The organism is Acinetobacter lwoffii (genome assembly GCF_019048525.1).
Classification (GTDB): Bacteria; Pseudomonadota; Gammaproteobacteria; order Pseudomonadales; family Moraxellaceae; genus Acinetobacter; species Acinetobacter lwoffii_K.
On the sequence record NZ_CP077369.1, the window covers coordinates 2,667,015 to 2,684,395 of the forward strand.

The following is a 17,381-nucleotide window of genomic DNA, read 5'->3' on the forward strand; positions in this document are numbered from 1 at the left end:
CCGTGCTTTTTCATTAAAGAATGGAAATAACACCTTTATGAATTAAGGACTTCAACGCTATAACTTCTTTCAATGAACAAGAAAAACAGAAGAGAAGAACCTCTACAAAATACGAAAATGCCGAATGAATCGCCTAGACCAAGTAATTATGCACCTCAATAGCATTGCATTGTCATTACATCATTCAAATATGACTTCGCTTTTAGATTTGTGATCTGTGCTGGATTGATTTAATATTTGATTGAATTTTAAACTTTCTATTGGCATGACAGACGATCCTCAACTCTCCCTCAAGGAATATCTTGCTACGGTTCAGGAAGTGGTCAAACTCACTTTCGATACACCAGTATGGGTCAAAGCCGAAATTCGTAATCTAAGTATTAAAGCCGGCCATTATTATCTGGAGCTGGCAGAAAAAGAAGCCGATAGCGATCAGGTGATTGCCAGTTGCCGAGCGACCATCTGGAAATTTAGTGCCCAGAAAATTGTCACGCAGTTTGAACGTGAAAGCGGAATTGAGCTGAGTCGCGATCTGAAAGTGCTGATTAAAGTTAAAGCTAATTTCGATCCGCAATATGGCTTTTCTTTAAATATTGTCGAGATTGATTCAGGCTATACCTTGGGAGATATTGCCCGGCGTTATCAGCAGATTGTTGAGCGGTTGACGAATGAAGGACTGATTCAGCGCAATAGAAACTTGCCTAGCCCTTTTGACCTAAACCGGATTCTGGTGATTGCTCCCGAAAATGCAGCAGGCCTGGGAGATTTCAAAAAAGATGCCGATACACTACAGCGTGCGCAGGTGTGTAAGTTTGTCTATCACAGTGCGACTTTTCAGGGAAATACTGCCCCGCAAAGTATTATGTACAGTCTGGCACAAGCACTTAAACAATGGGCACAGACCTATAACACTGCACCGGATCTGATTGTAATTATACGAGGGGGTGGCGCGGTCAATGATCTGGCTTATTTGAATGATTATGATCTGGCTGCCCTGCTCTGTAAACGTTCGGTACCGGTCTGGGTCGGCATCGGGCATGAAAAAGACCGTACCATTCTGGATGAGATTGCGCATCGCTCCTTTGATACTCCGAGTAAAGCCATTGCCGGAATCCGCAATCATATCTTTGAACTGACCCAGGATATTCTGAATTATCTACAGCGCATTCAGCGTTTATCCCAGCAACAGATTCAAGCTTATCAAAATCAGAATGATCAATTTTTGAAACTGATTCAAAGTCTGGCCAACAACCAGATTATGGATGCGCTGCAACGTCTGCAACAGATCAAGGCCAATACTACCAGTCTGGCCCAGCAGCATACCCAGCTGATTAATCAGCAGCTTGATGCCCTGATGCGGGAAACGCTACTACAAAATCCTAAACATGTTTTATCCAAGGGTTATGCCATCGTGCGCCAGCAAGAACATGTGGTTGCCTCTATTCAACAGATTCAGTCCAGCGATCTGGTTGAAGTCGAATTACATGACGGCATTTTTTCAGCACAACTTATACAGGTACTTCCTCATGAATCATGATACTTTGAGCTTCCAACAAGGCTATGACATCTTGAAAAAGAATGCGGAATTGCTCGAATCTCAGCAAGAACCGGATATTGATAACTTGATGAAAATCGTGGAAGAATCCATGACCGCCTATAAAGCTTGCAAGGCACGGGTTGAAGCAGTTCAAACTGCGTTAAATGATACTTTTAAAGATTAATTGGATGTCATTTCAAATATTAGCTTAGACTATTCTGCTAGATTGAGTTGACATAAAAGCTCTCATTCATGGGGGCTTTTTTATTAAGTGAAAAAAATCATTTCAATGACTATTTAAATTTTCTAGATGGGGATTTTGATCAATCCGCCCAATTCTAAATGGGAAATATTGTATTTTCATTCTCATCCACCAGACGATAAAAGCCCAATATTGAATTGGGCTTTTTATTACTCTTCAATTTCTATCGGATCACCGTCTTCAGGGCGAATATGACGCGTCCCATCATCCGCAGGATCAACACTTGACCCATCTTTGGTAATAGCATTGTACATTTCATCCTCTTTCTTATCATCGATAAATTCTTCATCTTCGAAATCCTGAGGTTCACTATCGTCGTCAAAGTTCAAAGGCTTTTCTTCATCTATCATGGCGATCCATCTCTTATTTAACCAATAAAATATCATGCTCAAATATTTGAAAGATTCATTCAATAGTCAACGATGATCATTTGTGTAACTGAATAAACATAATAGGAATTGGAACATTACTTTCCTATCGACAAAAAAATGCCTCCTTAGGGAAGGAGGCTGAAATTGGAAAGAAACTACAGCGATAGAATCTATTCATGCATTATATATAAAATTATAATTTATACATTAGCATAATATTACATTAATTTTTCAATTAAAAAGCCCGCTTACTTTTTCAAATAAGCGGGCTAGTGCTGTAGTCATTTTCTTCGTATTATTTGCGTCTTCTTGTTTTTGCAAAATGAATATAGCACTGTGAATTTACCAATAAAGTATAGAGAGTATTAATAAACTGTTTTCTTACATTTGCTTTAAGTTACTTTTCGTTCAGTAAGCTATACATATTAAAAAAGCCCATCTTTCGATGAGCCTTCCCCTTTATCACTTTTGCGCTGATTTAGGTATGTTGTCAAAGTGAGCAACGACTAGAGAATAATTAAGTTATTGATAAAAATATATAAATATCCCAGCATTATATAAAGAAACTATCGTTTTATAAAAAATAACTATACTTGTTAAATTGATTGACGATTTTAACCTTCAACGGCACCTTATAGCTGACTTAATTTACTAGACATATAAGTTAAAAATAACGTCTTATCCTGAAAATCAGGCATTTCAAACACCCAAAAAATGTAATTTTTAGATCTCAATTTAAGTTTCACATTCACGGCCTTTACTTGAATCATTGCATCCTCATGCTGCATTTCTGCGAATAATTCTAAAATCAGCGCAAAGAATCTCAGTTTGTTGACTGTGTTGTATTTTGTTGGTTTATATATTCTCAAGGCTTCAGAATATATAAGCTCGCACCATTCATTTCCATCTTCATCATCCATTAGCTCTCATTTAATTATTTAAAATAGATCACGAAGTAGGTTTATAACATGGTGGCTATAATTAAACTGCTTTTAATCTGAATATTAAAATTATAAGTTTTTAGAAAATAAAAAAGCCCATCATTCGATGAGCCTTTTTGGGAAATATATCGTGAAGACTAAGCTGCAAATTCTTGCAGTACAAATCGTTTTACACTTTCATCAAAGTCAGGTTTTGAAAGAGCAAGCTTGCCATTTTTCATAGTTTTATAACAATAACTCGCTGCTACTCCCATACCAACCAAAGTCAACAACTTCATTGCTCACCTCTTTACTGGGAAGATTTGAATACAAAGTTATCATTCAAATTTGTAGTTTTCCAACTCAGTTTCGATTGTTTTCTGTACTACATGTTAATGAATGTATGAATAATAAATGAAAACCTGCCGTATGATGCGTTTGCTTAAAGTCTTTCAACTAGTGGTTAATTTGCGTATCTATCCAGTTAAGGAAATTTTCCTTATTACTGAATTCTGGCATAGACCCTAAATTTATAGTTTCTTTAGCACCAAATTTTCCAGCGACAGTATTCGGTGCTTGAACTCTGAAATCCAGAGGATCACTTTCATGTAGAGTTCTAAAATATTCTACCGCTTTATCAAATTCACTTTTATCCTTAAAACCTGGTCGTTCCTTTAAAAAGTCATAAACTTGTTCTAGAGCTGGTAGATAATTATTTTTAGGCATTCTGTTTTCTCTAAAATGATGAGTTTTATGATGAAGACCTATTTTGAATGAATAATGATAAGAATATTCCCTTATTTCTTAGAGTTTATGTAAATCATGATGATTTGAGAGTTAAATCCAAATTCTGGAATAACCTGATAAAAAAATGAGCGTAAATATACACTCACTTTTACTACATTTTCTAATGCATGCTTAACTGACTGGCATTGCTCTAAAATAAGGTCTGTTTTATCGAACAAAGTGCAAATGTCAGCTGCTCTATCAGCAAAGATCAGATGTTTTTAAATACGTCACTTTAAGGTTCAAGCCTAATTAACGCTATGAATATCAAGTTCATCATTGGTGGTCAATACAATAGAAGCCAAAATTGGAATGCCCAAAATGAAAGGTACAGCGAAAATCCATAGAACTACGGTTACATCAGATTTAAAGAAAAATTGAATGGCTAATGCAGTCAAAATAAGTACAGAAAATAGAATCGCAGCAAAACGGATGATAAATTTAGTCGACATGCGAAGATGCTCTTATGCGTGAAATCGTATTTTCAATATACACCTATTTTTATTATGGGTTTATTGATTTTCAGTCTGTTATTGCATGTTTTAATTGATTTTCTATATGTGATAGCTGACTCATGCGATGAGCAGTTTTCTTCAGCATAAAAGCTGCCCCTAAGTTCTTTCTCTACTCGTAACTCTATTGTCATATATGGATAGGGATTGAATTTAGATATCAATGCTTCTGCTGACTAATACATCAATCTACTTTATAGCCAATAAAATCTGTGTGCTGTCTCATAATAAAAAAGCCCTAAAATTAGGGCTTTTTTATTCGGATTAGAATCGCCAGTTATAGAACAAGTCAATCGCACGCTCTAAAGACTGACTCGCTTCTAAATACAGACGCTGATTTACCTGATAACGTAAAGTCAGCTTATTCACTGGTGTGAATACCCCGACCCCATAGCGCAGATATAAATCCGGCGTAATATAACCGGTCACAGAAACCTGGGTATCATCTCCTGTACCTTGAGCATCCAGAGCTAGACCAGTTAAGCCAAAACTGCGCCCGATCTGGTTGGTCAGTGCGCGGGTGCTACCCAAGCCCAGACTAATCCCCGCAGCAGCGATCGTATTATTCACATCGGATCTAAATCCTTCAGCCTGGCTTAAACCAGATACACCCTCATTAACACGACCGGTAATCAAGGCATTCAAGGCTTCCTGTTCTGACAAGCCCGCATCATTATAAATCTGAATACTTGGACTCGATGCCGTCCCTGTTACCCGTACCCCGACCGTACTACCCTGAACCGATTTATTAGCATCAATGTCCAGTGTCGGATTAGTAAGTTCACCATTAAAACGGGCGATAGCACGATTCAGGTCCAGACTTTGGCCATAGGCTTCGATTTTCACTCGTTGTGATACCCCAATTGCACCATTGGCACGCATTGCGGTTTCCAGCCCCCGCTGTGACAGATTGACTCGACCCAAGAGTGGAATACGACTGTCAAAGCCCTGAAAGATCACCTGATTCCCTAAAGAAACGGCGACATCTGCACGGATATCCCAAGGACGTGCAGACTTCAAGATCGCTAGCTGATCATCACCTTCACGCACGACACGTACATCTGAAGATAAACCGACTACAGGTTCTGAGGCTTCAGGCATTGAAATCAGCGCACGTGGTACATCGACTGTGCCACTCAGACTCAGTTTTTTATTAAATGGATACATGTCCAGGGTCAAATCAGGTGTCACCACAGCGGTAATTAAAGGGGCCTGACGAATCAGCAGATTATCACCTTGCAGTTTTAACTGCACTCGCGGATCGCCTTTCCAGTCGACCGATCCGGTTAATTTACCCACACCACGACCACTGTTAAATGCGCCATTGATGCTGGCAGAATTCTGACGTATGGATGAATAAAGTTGTACATTGGTCAGATTCACTGGTAAGGAGATCATGCTAATCGAAGCATCTTTAACCCGAACCTCACCTTCAAGCAAAGGATCCGTTAAAGTTCCGCTAATTTTTCCGGCATAAGATAAAATCCCGTCCAGATTACGGATGTCCTGAATAAATGGCTTAAAGACCTTGAGCTGTACCTGGTTAAAGGCAATTTCGCCACGCATCGGTTTACTGTCCCGATATGGATCAATGATGACATTGGCATAGCCGGTTCCGATATCTGGTGTTTTGACATCCAGACGAAGCTGCAAGCCATCTGCCACACTTTTTGCGACCAACCCGACTTCATCATATTTGAGTGTAGAACCCAAATAATCTGGATCTTCAGAAGATAAGCCCACCACACCATTACGCGTCACCAGACGTGCGTCGATTTTAGGTTTGGCGCCTTGTGCCCAAGCAGCCTTGGCATAACCATTGACTTTACCCGTCAATGCCAATCCATCAGGCAGGAATGCACTGAAGTCTTCCAGATCAAGGTTTTGAGTAATAAAAGAGGCACTGCCACGGGTTTTGTTGACCCGAATCGGCTGATCAAAACACAACTGGCTTTGCTGACTCATCCAGCAATGAGCACCAACAAACAGATCCGATTGAGCACTGTTATAAATCACTGCTGCATTTTGACGTTGCACCAGACGGGCACGTAAAGAGTCGAAATCACCTTTTTGAATCTGACCCAGCCAGTTATTCTGGGCATTAAAGCCACCGGCGAGCTGTACAAAGAATTTTGATAGGCGGTTTTCTGCCTGCACTTTGAGAATGTGTGCAGCACGGGTACCGGCCAGTGATATCTCACCGCGTACAATCTCGCGTGAACCGCTACGCAGGCGATCCATTGTCGCGGTCAATAAAGTTGGTGTGCTTAGCGATGTCGGCAACTGTCCGCGAACACGAACTTTCTGCACACTAAACAGGTTTTTAAAGGCAAAATTGTCGATAGACAAGTTGGCCGAAGCCTGCAACCGCGGCTGCGCCTGCATATTGATATAGCCTTGTGCACGACCTCTTAAGCCCGGATACAATTCAAACAGTGCTGGCGCATTCACTTTCAATTGAAGATTCTGTGCATTACCGGTCGCCTGAATCTGGTTGCTCGCATAAGACAAGAACAGGTTATTGGCTTCAAACTGCTCTGGTACAAAACCGCGCTGGTTTGAATTGATGATGACCGATAAATTACCTGTACCACGTACTGGCTTGTTATTCAGCATGCCGGCCAGATTTAAACGTTGAATCTGAATGCGTTTTAAAGCATCTGACCAAACGCCTTGGGTTTGCACATTGCCTGACAATTCACCTTTCAGTTTGGCATTAAAATATTGCGGCTTAAAGCGGATTAAGGATGCATTGATATCCCAGCCAATGCCATTCGCCAGATTGACCAGACCACTCGCATTAATCTTGCCAGCCACACCATCATGACGGAATTCATTTATCTTCAACATTTCCGGGGTGCCTGAAACGCGCAGTTTCAGCATACCCTGACTGGCTTTAAGCTGGCTGGCATTTAAAGCACCATCATAATTGACCGCGTAACCTTTAAATCCGCCACCCGCTTTTTCATTATGGAATAACAAGGCAATGGTACTGTTACCGGTCAGACGTACGGTTTCATTTTGCTCTGCCAGTCGTCCGGTCAGGTCGACATTATTGAGTTTAATAATCTGCTGATTCGGTTGCGCATAACCATTGGCTTTAACCTCGCCATTCAAACGATCTACCGGTGAAGCTGCGGCAATACTTTGAGTATTCAAATTTTTGGCATTTAATACCGCGGTCCATTTTAACTGACGTTTTTCCTGTGGCAGTTCAATCCGTGCATTGCCACTTAAGCTGCCTGCTGCATTGGCGCTGTAATTAAAGCTCGGCACATTCAGGATATTCTTGTTCAGATTGAGCTTGGCTTGGTACATGCCTGCAGGTAGAAGTCCTTCTTCATGCTGCTCGACTTTAGTGGCCACATGAATATTCTGCTGACCTTCGACCAATGCCAATTTAACATCGCCAGACTGACTGCTGAGCCAGCCCACATAAGGTACGGCGCGATCAATATTTTTCCAGGCAACATCCAGCAGCATTGGTTGTACTTTATTGCCTTTGACCGGGTTTTGATCCAGCTTCAGATTCCAGCTTTCATAGCGATCAAAATCAACCAGTCCGGTAAGGTGCAAGCCATTTTCCAGGTTACCCGCAGAAGCAATATTCGCATCCAGACTTGGCGGCAAGAAATCTTGTACGACTTGCGGAATGCGCTCATGTTTAGGATCAATCCCGTTCAAACGCCCAGCAAGATCCCAGCTAACCCGGTCTTTCCAGCCTACTGTCCCGGCAAGGCTAACTGCACCTTTCATTAACTGACCATTCAAATCGGTAATATTCAGCTGATTGACCAGATCGGTATACATCACCGCACTATACTGGCCTTGCGGAATATTTTCCCCAATCAGGTCAGTCTGGACGTTCAGGTCCAGACGCTTGATATCGCCATTAAACTCGGCAATGCCATCTTTGGTAAACAGTTTCTGTTCGGCCAGAATAGGCCAGTGATAATCCTTGAACTTCAACTCGCCGCGCATCGGTACCTGAGGGCGCATAGGATGTACAATAACCCAACCGGTTAATAAATCAGGCGTATTGGTCGCTACGCCAGCCTGAATCGTGTCCAGTGTTCCACGTGCCCTCACCTGAGTATCATGAATATTCAAGCTGTCTCTTAAGGAAGGCAGATTGACGATGCCCGTGGCATCTAGAGGGTATTTGCCTTCAAACTGCATTTTACCCGTGGCTTCACGTACTGACAGATAGCCCATATCCATCCGGGAATCTTCAAAATTTAATTCGGTGCCAGACCAGAGCGCCTCATTTAATTCAATATTATAGAAATCAACTGCATTGGTCTGGGTTTTAATGACCAAATGATCCAGCAATAAATGATCAACGCGCAAGATAAAAGGCAAACGGATAGCATTAAACTTGAACGGTTCGCCCGTTGATGGTTGCTTGTTAATAATTTGCAGATTGAGGACATCGGCTTCAGTCAGATGAATTTCTTTTTTGACAATCGCGCGCCAGCCCAGCTTAACATCAGCACGATCAATTTTGACATCGACTGGTTTCAGGCTGACCAGCACATTTTTAAGAATAATCCCGCGCCATAAATTACCGCCCTCATATTCATATTGAATAATTTGCTGACGTTCCAGCACCTGATCCAGCAGAAATTTACTGCCCTGATTGGTCGAAAACAGTAGAGCCAACACAGACAGCAGAAAAATCAGCGAAAAAAGCACCGACAATAGGATGCTTCTGAATATACGGCGCTTTTTCGGCACAACGCTATCTTGTGGTTCTTGTTCTGGCTGTGGTTGGTTCTCGACCATGATCTACCCAAATAACTATTTTTTAAAATGATGTTTTATAACTGTGATCCAATAAAGAAATGTAAACGAATCGGATAATTGTCATCAGACAGTCCAGTCGCAACATCTATACGTATTGGCCCAATCGGTGAAGCCCAACGCACACCCACACCCGCGCCATATTCGGTCGGATTACTGAATTCTTTATTATAGGCATTTCCGGCATCTGCAAAGACCGCAGCACGCCAGCCTTCCTTAAACTGATAATTATATTCTAATGAAGCCACGCCCAAGGCCTGACCACCTACTTTAAAACCGTCAATTTCCGGAGAAAGGCTCTTATAATCAAAACCGCGGATACTCTGATCACCCCCGGTAAAATATCTCAGGTTATACGGCACTTTGGCAAAATCTTCAGTAAAGATATAGCCTGCATCGGCACGACCCACAAACTGATGGTCTGCATTTTCACCCAATGAATAGATAAACCGCCAACCTGCATTCACAATGGCCATATCGGCATCAGAGAGTAAAGCCTCACTGCCCAGTTCAATCTTATAGGTCTGCTTAAAACCTTTTGTCGGATTGACCCGACGATCACTCTCGGTACGTGAAACTTCATAACCCACCAGTAGCGATTGCTGTTCATCTTCGGTATTAAAGCGAAACGCTTCTGGAATCTGGTTAAAATCAACAGAACCATCCTGTGTTAAGCGATCCAGACGATAACGGGCGCCAAAAGTACGTTGCCAGTTACCCAGTGGATTTTTAATAATCCGGTCTGCACCTAAGACTGCCGATTCAATCAACAGGCCTTCACCCTGTGCGACGCCTTCACGCTCTTCACGCTCATAACCACCCACAATACTGACATAATCATTCAGCGGATGGTGATAGGGAATATTATAACGTCCATCAATCGACTGACGGATGCCAGATAACTCCATGTTGGCATCAAACGAATGTCCGCGCTTGTTCACAATGGCACGACGATATTGACCACGTAAGCGGATATCGGTATCTGTGCCATAACCCAAACCCACTTCAGCACTATTTAAACGGTCTGCATTTAAAGTCACAATCACTGGAATCTTTTTCTCTTCCCGTGCCTGTACTTTTAAACGGTCCTGTTCATTCTCTTTGGTTTGCTGCTCAACCCGTAAAGTTCTTAAATTTGCGCTTTCCTGATCGCGGCTACCGGCAAACTGGTCTTCATCTACGACATTCTGGGTCACTTCCTGAGAAGAGGATACCGAGCGAGCTGGTTGCATAGTAGCAGCCTGATCTTCAGTCCGTTTCTGTTCTTCAATCAGGCTTTGAATATCGGGTGCCAGTTCCAGCTCTTTATCAAGCGGATCAGGGCGAATTGCATCTACCAGGGTATAATTAAAATAACGTGAGTTAGTCAGGTTGTTGGCCAGACTATTGACCCGCCAGAAGGTATAATCAGCACCATCTGTCCAGGTGACCAGACTTTCCAGTACGTCTCGGTCCAGCGGGAATTCCTTTTCAGGATCGCTCATTCTGAACTCGACATTGCCTAATTTATAACGTTCACCCGTTTCAAAACGCAGGTTCACATCTGCAGTGTTTTGTGGTTGGGCAATCTTTACATCATGCAGACGCCAGAATGAATCAAAATAACCATTGTTATTGGCTGCTGTGGTAATGCGTGTTTTGGTTTTTTCATAATTGCCATGATTGAAAATATCGCCTTCTTCCTGTTCAGGTAAAAGACTGATGACCTGGAATTGTGGCTGTTCCGCACCCTCTCCAGTAAATTCAATATTTTGACTGCTGATCAGCACAGGTTCATTCGGGGTCACAAAAACCTGAACCCGACTGTCAGAGATTTTTTCAAACCTGAACTGGGCATTATAATAACCCACTGCCTGCGCTGCCTGTCTGGACAAGGTGCGTAATTGCGGCAAAGCCGAATTAAAGTCGCCAAAAGACTCTTGGGTAAAACTGGATAATTTGGCTTTGACATTATTTCTTAAATTCAGATGGCCTTCAGGCACATCTTTACGGTTCAGCATACCATTACTTTGTGCAACACCTTGTCCATTCATGATCACCACATCTGCACTAATGCGAGGAACTCTTGCCGTCATAATCTGACGTGGAGGACGGATTTTATAAAATAGTCGTTTGAACAGATTCGGACGTTTATCATCCTCAGCGACAAGCTGACCTGGCACTTCTGGCAAGGTCAATCCGGCTTCATTATTTTGTACAATAATCTGGCTGTCAGCCTGAATCGATTGCATCAACTGATCGACATTAACCGGCGCCTGATTGATTTCCAGCAGTTCTTGCTGGCTGATATCGGCCACCACCGTTTCGCTGGTCTGAGTATTGCGATAGTTTTGTGCTTCCTGTTTGGCTTGCTCGGCTACCTGGTAAATTTCATTCGCCATGTTCTGATCAATAGTCTGTACTGGCAGATCTTCCAGATCATCAAACTCGATCGGCGTAAATTCACCCAGACCAGATCCTGCATTTTGCTGTTGTTCCAGCATCAACATGCTGTCCACTGGAACTTCAGGCTCCAAGGCTTCTTCGATTTTTTCTTCCGCTTCCGTTTCGGACGTGGCCACTCCCTGACGAATCGCTTCTTTGGATAGCTCGTCCACCATTTCTGCCTGAGAAATGGCCACAGGTGTTTCGGGCTGTTCGGTTTGTGCCATGCTCTGATGGGATAACATCATAAAAAAGATGCTCATACACAGCTGCATACCACTATGCTGTGGTATGAGAGGCCCCATACTGCGATTTAGCATCGTTTTTTTAAAATTTTTCTTTGCAGGCATAGCAAACTCTAAACGAATACATTCTTTAATTGATTATTTGACCGAAAAATATAAGCTAAGGAGCTTAATTAATTGGTTTTTACCTTTACATGGCTGAAAGTATCTTACATGATTTTTCTCAATGTTTACGCATAACTGACATTTCTTAATAAAACTTAATGTAGCACGGCCTATATGAACAAAAATGAACATTTGTTAGCTTCTCGGCGCTTTTTACCGATGTTTCTGACGCAGTTTTTTGGTGCATTAAACGATAATGTATTTAAACAGGCGTTACTGCTGGTCATTACTTATGGCTGGATTCAACAGCAATCGGCCAGCATCAGCACTTTAAATAATCTGGCGGCTTTACTGTTTATCTTGCCCTATTTTATTTTTTCAGCCACGGCCGGTCAGATTGCCGACAAATACGAACGTTCACAGCTGATTCGCTATCTCAAGCTTCTGGAAATTGCCATTATGTTGCTGGGAACTGTCGGTTTCCTCATGGGCAATTTATGGATTCTGTTATTTGCCCTGTTCCTGATGGGCACCCATTCCACTTTCTTTGGCCCGATCAAATATGCGATTTTACCTGAAGTCCTGAAACCGAATGAACTGATGTCCGGCAATGCCCTGTTTCAGTCCGGAACTTCTCTGGCAATCCTATTCGGTATGATTCTGGGCGGTGCAGTCATTGCAGCTTCCGCCGGCAACCTGATCTGGATCAGTTTAACCGTCATCAGCATCGCCTTGATTGGTTATATATCCAGTCGCTATATCCTGAAACAAAGTATTCCCGCGCCTGAGCTGCAAGTTGACTGGAATTTCTTCCGCACCAGCTTGCAGACCTTGAAATATGCCAAAAGCTTACCTCTGATTTTTACAATTTTACTGGGCAACTCATGGTACTGGTTTTATGGTGCAACCTATCTGACCCAGATTCCTCAGCTGACATTACAAAATCTGCATGCATCTGAAAATGTCGCCAGTCTGCTCTTAACCTTTTTTTCTGTCGGAATTGGTCTGGGTTCATACTTATGCCGTAAAATTGGTGGCAGCCAGGTCAATATCAAGATGGTGCCTTTTGGCGCGATCGGTCTGGTGATCTTTGCCCTGTATCTGGCCGCGAGTCTGGCCTTTGTTCCGGAGCGTACAGGTGCATTAATCGGCTTGGCAGATGTCTTTCAGCAAGGCTGGAGCTATTATCATGTGATGCTGGCCGTCACCTTACTTGGAATTAGCGGCGGTTTTTATATTGTACCGCTGTATGCCATGATGCAGGCGCATTCTCCCCGCTCACATCGTGCGCGTGTGGTTGCAGCAAATAACATTCTGAATGCCGTTTTCATGGTATCTTCTGCTATATTCTCGATTATTATTTTAAGTGTTTTAGAGCTTGATCTTAAAATACTTTTTTGTATTACCGCAGTATTAAGCGGCCTGTTTACTCTCTGGCTACTTTACCGGCTGAAACCAATGATCAAAACTGCAAAAGCGCCCTTGGAGGATTAATTCATGCGTCAATATACAGGTCTCGATAAACTGATTCACTCTTTTGACCAGGCATTACGCAGTCTAGTCCCGGGCACGACTTCGGCCCAACGTGAAAATCCGGCCCAACCGGTAGAAACACAGTTAACCGTCAGTGATGCACGTCATGTGGCAGGTTTAATGCGGGTCAATCATAGTGGTGAGGTTTGCGCACAGGCGCTGTACCATGGTCAGGCGATGACGGCGAAACTCCCGAATGTACGTCGCGAAATGGAACAGGCAGCGATTGAAGAACAGGATCATCTGGCTTGGTGTGAAAACCGCTTAAAAGAACTGGATAGCCATACCAGTCTGCTCAATCCGGTCTGGTACGGTCTTTCCTTCGGTATGGGTGCAATTGCCGGAATCGCAGGCGATAAATACAGTCTGGGTTTTGTGGCTGAAACAGAACGTCAGGTCAGCATGCATTTACAGCATCATCTTAGCCAGTTGCCACCGCAGGATGAACGTTCTCGTCGTATTCTAGAACAGATGAATGAAGATGAACTGCATCATCGGGATACAGCGTTAAATGCTGGCGGTGTAGATCTACCCGTTCCAGTTAAGATCGCCATGACAGGCATTTCCAAGTTGATGACCAAAACCAGTTATTTTATTTAAATCCCACTATTTTAATTTTAGCCCACTCATTTGTGGGCTTTTTAATACATCTGAAATCCTCACTGGTATCTATCAGCTCAAGGGATATCGTTATCTTATTGCTTATAAGTTCTATAAAATAATAGAGATTCCCCACAGCTTCCTTTAATCTTTTTTGCTCATTTCAGAAAGCAGGTCCAGCTGGATTTCCTGAATTTGCGCCAACCGTTCCCATTGATGTAGCAGCAGATGATCTAATTTTTCATGCAAGTGTTGGATTTCCAGCTCGGCTTTTAAATTGATCTGATAATCATTTTGCGAACGTAAGCGGTCTTTTGCTTCCTGTCTGTTCTGGCTCATCATAATAATAGGTGCCTGAATCGCCGCAAGACAGGACAGGATTAAATTCAACAGAATAAATGGATAAGGATCAGTAGGTCGTGTCACCATCACCACAGTATTTATCGTAATCCACAGGCCCAAGAAGATTGCAAAACAAATCAAAAAGGTCCAGCTTCCACCAAAAGTTGCAATTTTATCGGCGAGCCTTTCTCCCAAGGTCCACTTTTGCTCTAAGGTTGTTTCCACATTTTTGGTAATCAGTTCATGCTGATGCATGCTATCAATCACTTCAAACTCAAGATCAGTCACTTCACCCTTTTCCGAACTTAATAATGAATGTACATACTGTATGCGGTACCGGGTTAAATCTGCCTGGCAAATATAATCTTGCGGTGTCCAGCCTGGAATATCCCTGGCAATCTCTTCGGTAATGACTTTTCTGACTGTTCCCATCGGAGTGAGATTTTTCAGAAGAAAGTGCTTGCCGCATACCAAGCATTTATGGCTTTCATGTTTTTCTTTCATGATGATTCTCTTTTTAAACCAGCTCACTCAGCTATTATTTTGTTCGATATATTTGATTTGCTTTAATCATTTTTACCATTCGTAAATCAATTATGTATCAAGTGCGTCTGATTTCTTGAACTTATGAATCTCACTTCGATTTTATCTTGGATTGATAAAATGCTCAGCCAAGCGCACGATGATCAGATCATTCAAGATAATTTTCAGATCGATTCAATCCTACTATCTATACATGACTTAAATTTACTATAATCATGATGATAATAAAAAAGGGGCTTCATTGTGCGCCATTCATACCATCTTGAAAAACATTATATCGAACGCGCGGGTTGGCTTCGTGCAGCTGTACTGGGGGCAAATGACGGAATTATTTCGGTCACCAGTCTGGTGGTGGGTATTGCAGCCAGTGGAGCATCCACAGAAATTTTATTGGTGACCTGTGTTGCCGGCTTAATCTCTGGCGCTGCCTCGATGGCGGCCGGTGAATATATTTCGGTTAAATCCCAGCAAGATATTGAAACCAATGATCTACTCATGGAAGAGCGCGAACTTCAGCGCCATCCCACGCATGAGTTAAATGAACTCAAAACGATTTATATACAACGAGGTCTGGAACCTGCTTTGGCACAACAGGTCGCTGAACAGCTGACCGACCATAATGCCTTGGATGCCCATGCCCGGGATGAAATTGGTATTTCAGCACATACCTCTGCCCAACCCTTTCTCGCTGCATTTTCTTCGGCCATGGCCTTTACGGTAGGTTCATTATTTCCTTTAATTTCAATTATGATTTTACCGGAACACTATCTGGATAAAGGCGTCATGCTGATTGGCGTTTTAAGTTTGGGGATGATGGGTGCACTGGCGAGCTATGCGGGTGGAGTAAGTGTCTGGAGAGGTGCAGTTCGGGTCATGCTCTGGGGAATTATCGCCATGTTATTCAGTGCATGGATCGGATCATTATTTAATGTGTCTGTTGGCTAAATATATGTTTATTTTTTTAGTTAGACACAGAATAGGATTGAGCGGTTCTTCTATCAACATCACTGAAAAATGTTTTTCAAAAAACTAGCGGCTCTAACAAAACTTGAGTTTAATTAATATATATTCGGTTTTAATTTAGATGCTTAAAACTTAAGATTTATGCCTGAGAGGTATTGTTATGGAAACTACGATCATTCTTGCCATCTTGGCGATCATTATCGTATTACTGATCATTTTTTATAACAAGAAAAAGTGAAAGAGCGATGATTCATTTCTTGATACTTTGAGGATTTTTATTGATCTTAAAATACATTTCAGAGCTTTAAATCAATCAAATATTAATTCCCTGTTGGATCACATAAAGAATTCCAAGAATTAAAATGACCGAAACCAAGATTTCTAATATTTTCATTTTTAAATGATTCCTAAACTCCACCTGAACCATCTTATCTGAATTTTTCTTTTACTCTAAAGACAAAAAAACTGCACCATAAAAAGCCTGATCTGGCTTGATCAGGCTGGTTAATTATTCTTACTGGATAAAATGTATTAGCAAAAAATTAGGTGATTTGATTTAAATCAGCTGTTCAACTGTTGGGAAGCTATGTGATCCATGTTCGAACATGGCATCATGCCAGATATCAAACATAGGCACTTTCACATCCAGAGCCAAGGGCAACTTTTTTTCATTAAACTGCATATGTTGAAGATCTAATCCCCAGGCAATCAAATCAACATCCAAAGTAATCTGATGAGATGGACGTACTCGCCCTGATGCCTGTTCCAGCTGTTTGAGCAGCTCAATCAGGCCTTCACTAGACACCGAACTTCGCAATAAACACGCTGCATTCCAGTAATCTGCGCCGATGCCATCGCGGCAAGGAATCATATAAATGGGAGAAAACTGAACTTCTCCCCATTCAGAAATACGTTGCTGTGCAGCTTGAAAATGTTGCTGAGGATGACAATTACTCGCTAATGCTAGGGCGAAAATCGTTTCGGTGGCGTTCAAGACGTATCCCTACAGAATTGGCTTGCGCGATAATGGCAGGCTTACGGATCGTAATATTAATCGATTCAATTGCTGTAAAGGTAGTAAAAAGTGCATTCAGCACTAACTTTGCTGCATGTTCAATCAATTCAGGCTTGGCGTCTTGAATGACTTTACTGGAAATCTCACAAATTTCTGCATAATTCAACGTATCTGCAAGTGCATCTGAGTTTGATGCCTGTTCTAAATCGGTTTGAATGATCAAATCCAGCATTAAAGGCTGAATAATTTGACGCTCCCAGTTAAAGCAGCCCACGACTGTCTCAACCTTTAAACCTTCAATAATAATGGCGTCCATTGGATTGCTCGAGAATTTAATACTGACCACATCCCCCTCAAGCTCCTTTACAAAGGGAGGAGCTTTTAAAGTCCCCCTTTTAAAAGGGGGATTTAGGGGGATTT

The 17,381-nt window shown here is 42.0% G+C and carries 15 protein-coding genes; 5 read left to right on the forward strand and 10 right to left on the reverse strand.

Annotated features, from left to right (window positions below):
- Positions 1 to 265 precede the first annotated feature (265 nt).
- Together xseA and xseB are read left to right on the forward strand one after the other, a co-directional pair.
- Positions 266 to 1,537 (forward strand): exodeoxyribonuclease VII large subunit, encoded by a 1,272-nt coding sequence (xseA, locus tag I6L24_RS12515; RefSeq protein WP_216986117.1) that lies wholly within the window; start codon positions 266 to 268, stop codon positions 1,535 to 1,537.
- Positions 1,527 to 1,721 (forward strand): exodeoxyribonuclease VII small subunit, encoded by a 195-nt coding sequence (gene xseB / locus I6L24_RS12520; RefSeq protein ID WP_005103445.1) that lies wholly within the window; start codon positions 1,527 to 1,529, stop codon positions 1,719 to 1,721. The genes xseA and xseB overlap by 11 nt, the downstream gene beginning before the upstream one ends.
- A gap of 227 nt (positions 1,722 to 1,948) precedes the next feature.
- Here the strand turns inward: xseB and I6L24_RS12525 are convergent, their stop codons facing one another.
- The 7 genes from I6L24_RS12525 to I6L24_RS12555 all read right to left on the reverse strand — a co-directional run bounded on the left by I6L24_RS12525 (position 1,949) and on the right by I6L24_RS12555 (position 11,965).
- The gene (locus I6L24_RS12525; RefSeq protein WP_180037351.1) at positions 1,949 to 2,149 is read right to left on the reverse strand and encodes a hypothetical protein; all 201 of its coding nucleotides are present in this window, start codon (positions 2,147 to 2,149) and stop codon (positions 1,949 to 1,951) included.
- A 653-nt stretch (positions 2,150 to 2,802) separates the two neighbouring features.
- Complete coding sequence (locus I6L24_RS12530; RefSeq protein WP_191112129.1) at positions 2,803 to 3,090, reverse strand: hypothetical protein; 288 nt, start codon at positions 3,088 to 3,090, stop codon at positions 2,803 to 2,805.
- A gap of 158 nt (positions 3,091 to 3,248) precedes the next feature.
- Entirely contained in the window at positions 3,249 to 3,389 is a 141-nt protein-coding gene (locus I6L24_RS12535; protein ID WP_004645377.1) for a hypothetical protein, read from the reverse strand.
- A 157-nt stretch (positions 3,390 to 3,546) separates the two neighbouring features.
- Entirely contained in the window at positions 3,547 to 3,816 is a 270-nt protein-coding gene (locus tag I6L24_RS12540) for a hypothetical protein (protein ID WP_005263238.1), read from the reverse strand.
- Between the two features lie 308 nt (positions 3,817 to 4,124).
- Positions 4,125 to 4,328 (reverse strand): hypothetical protein, encoded by a 204-nt coding sequence (locus tag I6L24_RS12545; protein WP_216986118.1) that lies wholly within the window; start codon positions 4,326 to 4,328, stop codon positions 4,125 to 4,127.
- A gap of 324 nt (positions 4,329 to 4,652) precedes the next feature.
- Positions 4,653 to 9,173: a translocation/assembly module TamB domain-containing protein gene (locus I6L24_RS12550; protein WP_216986119.1), complete on the reverse strand. Its 4,521-nt coding sequence runs from the start codon at positions 9,171 to 9,173 to the stop codon at positions 4,653 to 4,655.
- Between the two features lie 35 nt (positions 9,174 to 9,208).
- Positions 9,209 to 11,965 (reverse strand): autotransporter assembly complex protein TamA, encoded by a 2,757-nt coding sequence (locus tag I6L24_RS12555; RefSeq protein ID WP_216986120.1) that lies wholly within the window; start codon positions 11,963 to 11,965, stop codon positions 9,209 to 9,211.
- Positions 11,966 to 12,139: 174 nt separating this feature from the next.
- Between I6L24_RS12555 and I6L24_RS12560 the strand changes: the two genes are divergently transcribed.
- Together I6L24_RS12560 and coq7 are read left to right on the forward strand one after the other, a co-directional pair.
- Positions 12,140 to 13,459 (forward strand): MFS transporter, encoded by a 1,320-nt coding sequence (locus I6L24_RS12560; RefSeq protein WP_005103454.1) that lies wholly within the window; start codon positions 12,140 to 12,142, stop codon positions 13,457 to 13,459.
- A 3-nt stretch (positions 13,460 to 13,462) separates the two neighbouring features.
- Complete coding sequence (gene coq7 / locus I6L24_RS12565) at positions 13,463 to 14,098, forward strand: 2-polyprenyl-3-methyl-6-methoxy-1,4-benzoquinone monooxygenase (RefSeq protein WP_004278762.1); 636 nt, start codon at positions 13,463 to 13,465, stop codon at positions 14,096 to 14,098.
- A gap of 144 nt (positions 14,099 to 14,242) precedes the next feature.
- Here coq7 and I6L24_RS12570 read toward each other — a convergent pair whose 3' ends face one another.
- Positions 14,243 to 14,944, reverse strand: coding sequence for a DUF1003 domain-containing protein (locus tag I6L24_RS12570; protein WP_216986121.1), 702 nt, complete (start codon positions 14,942 to 14,944; stop codon positions 14,243 to 14,245).
- Between the two features lie 282 nt (positions 14,945 to 15,226).
- On the opposite strand from I6L24_RS12570, the gene I6L24_RS12575 reads away from it, so the two are divergent.
- Positions 15,227 to 15,928, forward strand: a complete 702-nt coding sequence (locus I6L24_RS12575) for a VIT1/CCC1 transporter family protein (protein WP_216986122.1) — start codon at positions 15,227 to 15,229, stop codon at positions 15,926 to 15,928.
- A gap of 574 nt (positions 15,929 to 16,502) precedes the next feature.
- Here the strand turns inward: I6L24_RS12575 and I6L24_RS12580 are convergent.
- Positions 16,503 to 16,940 carry a 2-amino-4-hydroxy-6-hydroxymethyldihydropteridine diphosphokinase gene (locus tag I6L24_RS12580; RefSeq protein ID WP_213687380.1) on the reverse strand — a complete coding sequence of 146 codons (438 nt, stop codon included), beginning with the start codon at positions 16,938 to 16,940 and terminating at the stop codon, positions 16,503 to 16,505.
- Complete coding sequence (gene folB / locus I6L24_RS12585; RefSeq protein ID WP_004278766.1) at positions 16,897 to 17,277, reverse strand: dihydroneopterin aldolase; 381 nt, start codon at positions 17,275 to 17,277, stop codon at positions 16,897 to 16,899. Before folB ends, I6L24_RS12580 begins: the two co-directional genes overlap by 44 nt.
- Positions 17,278 to 17,381: the final 104 nt, after the last annotated feature.

What these genes read in the sequence shown, in the direction of transcription:
- xseA (WP_216986117.1), top strand. Translation starts at nt 266, where the DNA reads ATGACAGACGATCCTCAACTCTCCCTCAAGGAATATCTTGCTACGGTT.
- xseB (WP_005103445.1), top strand. Translation starts at nt 1,527, where the DNA reads ATGAATCATGATACTTTGAGCTTCCAACAAGGCTATGACATCTTGAAA.
- I6L24_RS12525 (WP_180037351.1), bottom strand. Translation starts at nt 2,149, where the DNA reads ATGATAGATGAAGAAAAGCCTTTGAACTTTGACGACGATAGTGAACCT.
- I6L24_RS12530 (WP_191112129.1), bottom strand. Translation starts at nt 3,090, where the DNA reads ATGGATGATGAAGATGGAAATGAATGGTGCGAGCTTATATATTCTGAA.
- I6L24_RS12535 (WP_004645377.1), bottom strand. Translation starts at nt 3,389, where the DNA reads ATGAAGTTGTTGACTTTGGTTGGTATGGGAGTAGCAGCGAGTTATTGT.
- I6L24_RS12540 (WP_005263238.1), bottom strand. Translation starts at nt 3,816, where the DNA reads ATGCCTAAAAATAATTATCTACCAGCTCTAGAACAAGTTTATGACTTT.
- I6L24_RS12545 (WP_216986118.1), bottom strand. Translation starts at nt 4,328, where the DNA reads ATGTCGACTAAATTTATCATCCGTTTTGCTGCGATTCTATTTTCTGTA.
- I6L24_RS12550 (WP_216986119.1), bottom strand. Translation starts at nt 9,173, where the DNA reads ATGGTCGAGAACCAACCACAGCCAGAACAAGAACCACAAGATAGCGTT.
- I6L24_RS12555 (WP_216986120.1), bottom strand. Translation starts at nt 11,965, where the DNA reads ATGCCTGCAAAGAAAAATTTTAAAAAAACGATGCTAAATCGCAGTATG.
- I6L24_RS12560 (WP_005103454.1), top strand. Translation starts at nt 12,140, where the DNA reads ATGAACAAAAATGAACATTTGTTAGCTTCTCGGCGCTTTTTACCGATG.
- coq7 (WP_004278762.1), top strand. Translation starts at nt 13,463, where the DNA reads ATGCGTCAATATACAGGTCTCGATAAACTGATTCACTCTTTTGACCAG.
- I6L24_RS12570 (WP_216986121.1), bottom strand. Translation starts at nt 14,944, where the DNA reads ATGAAAGAAAAACATGAAAGCCATAAATGCTTGGTATGCGGCAAGCAC.
- folB (WP_004278766.1), bottom strand. Translation starts at nt 17,277, where the DNA reads ATGGACGCCATTATTATTGAAGGTTTAAAGGTTGAGACAGTCGTGGGC.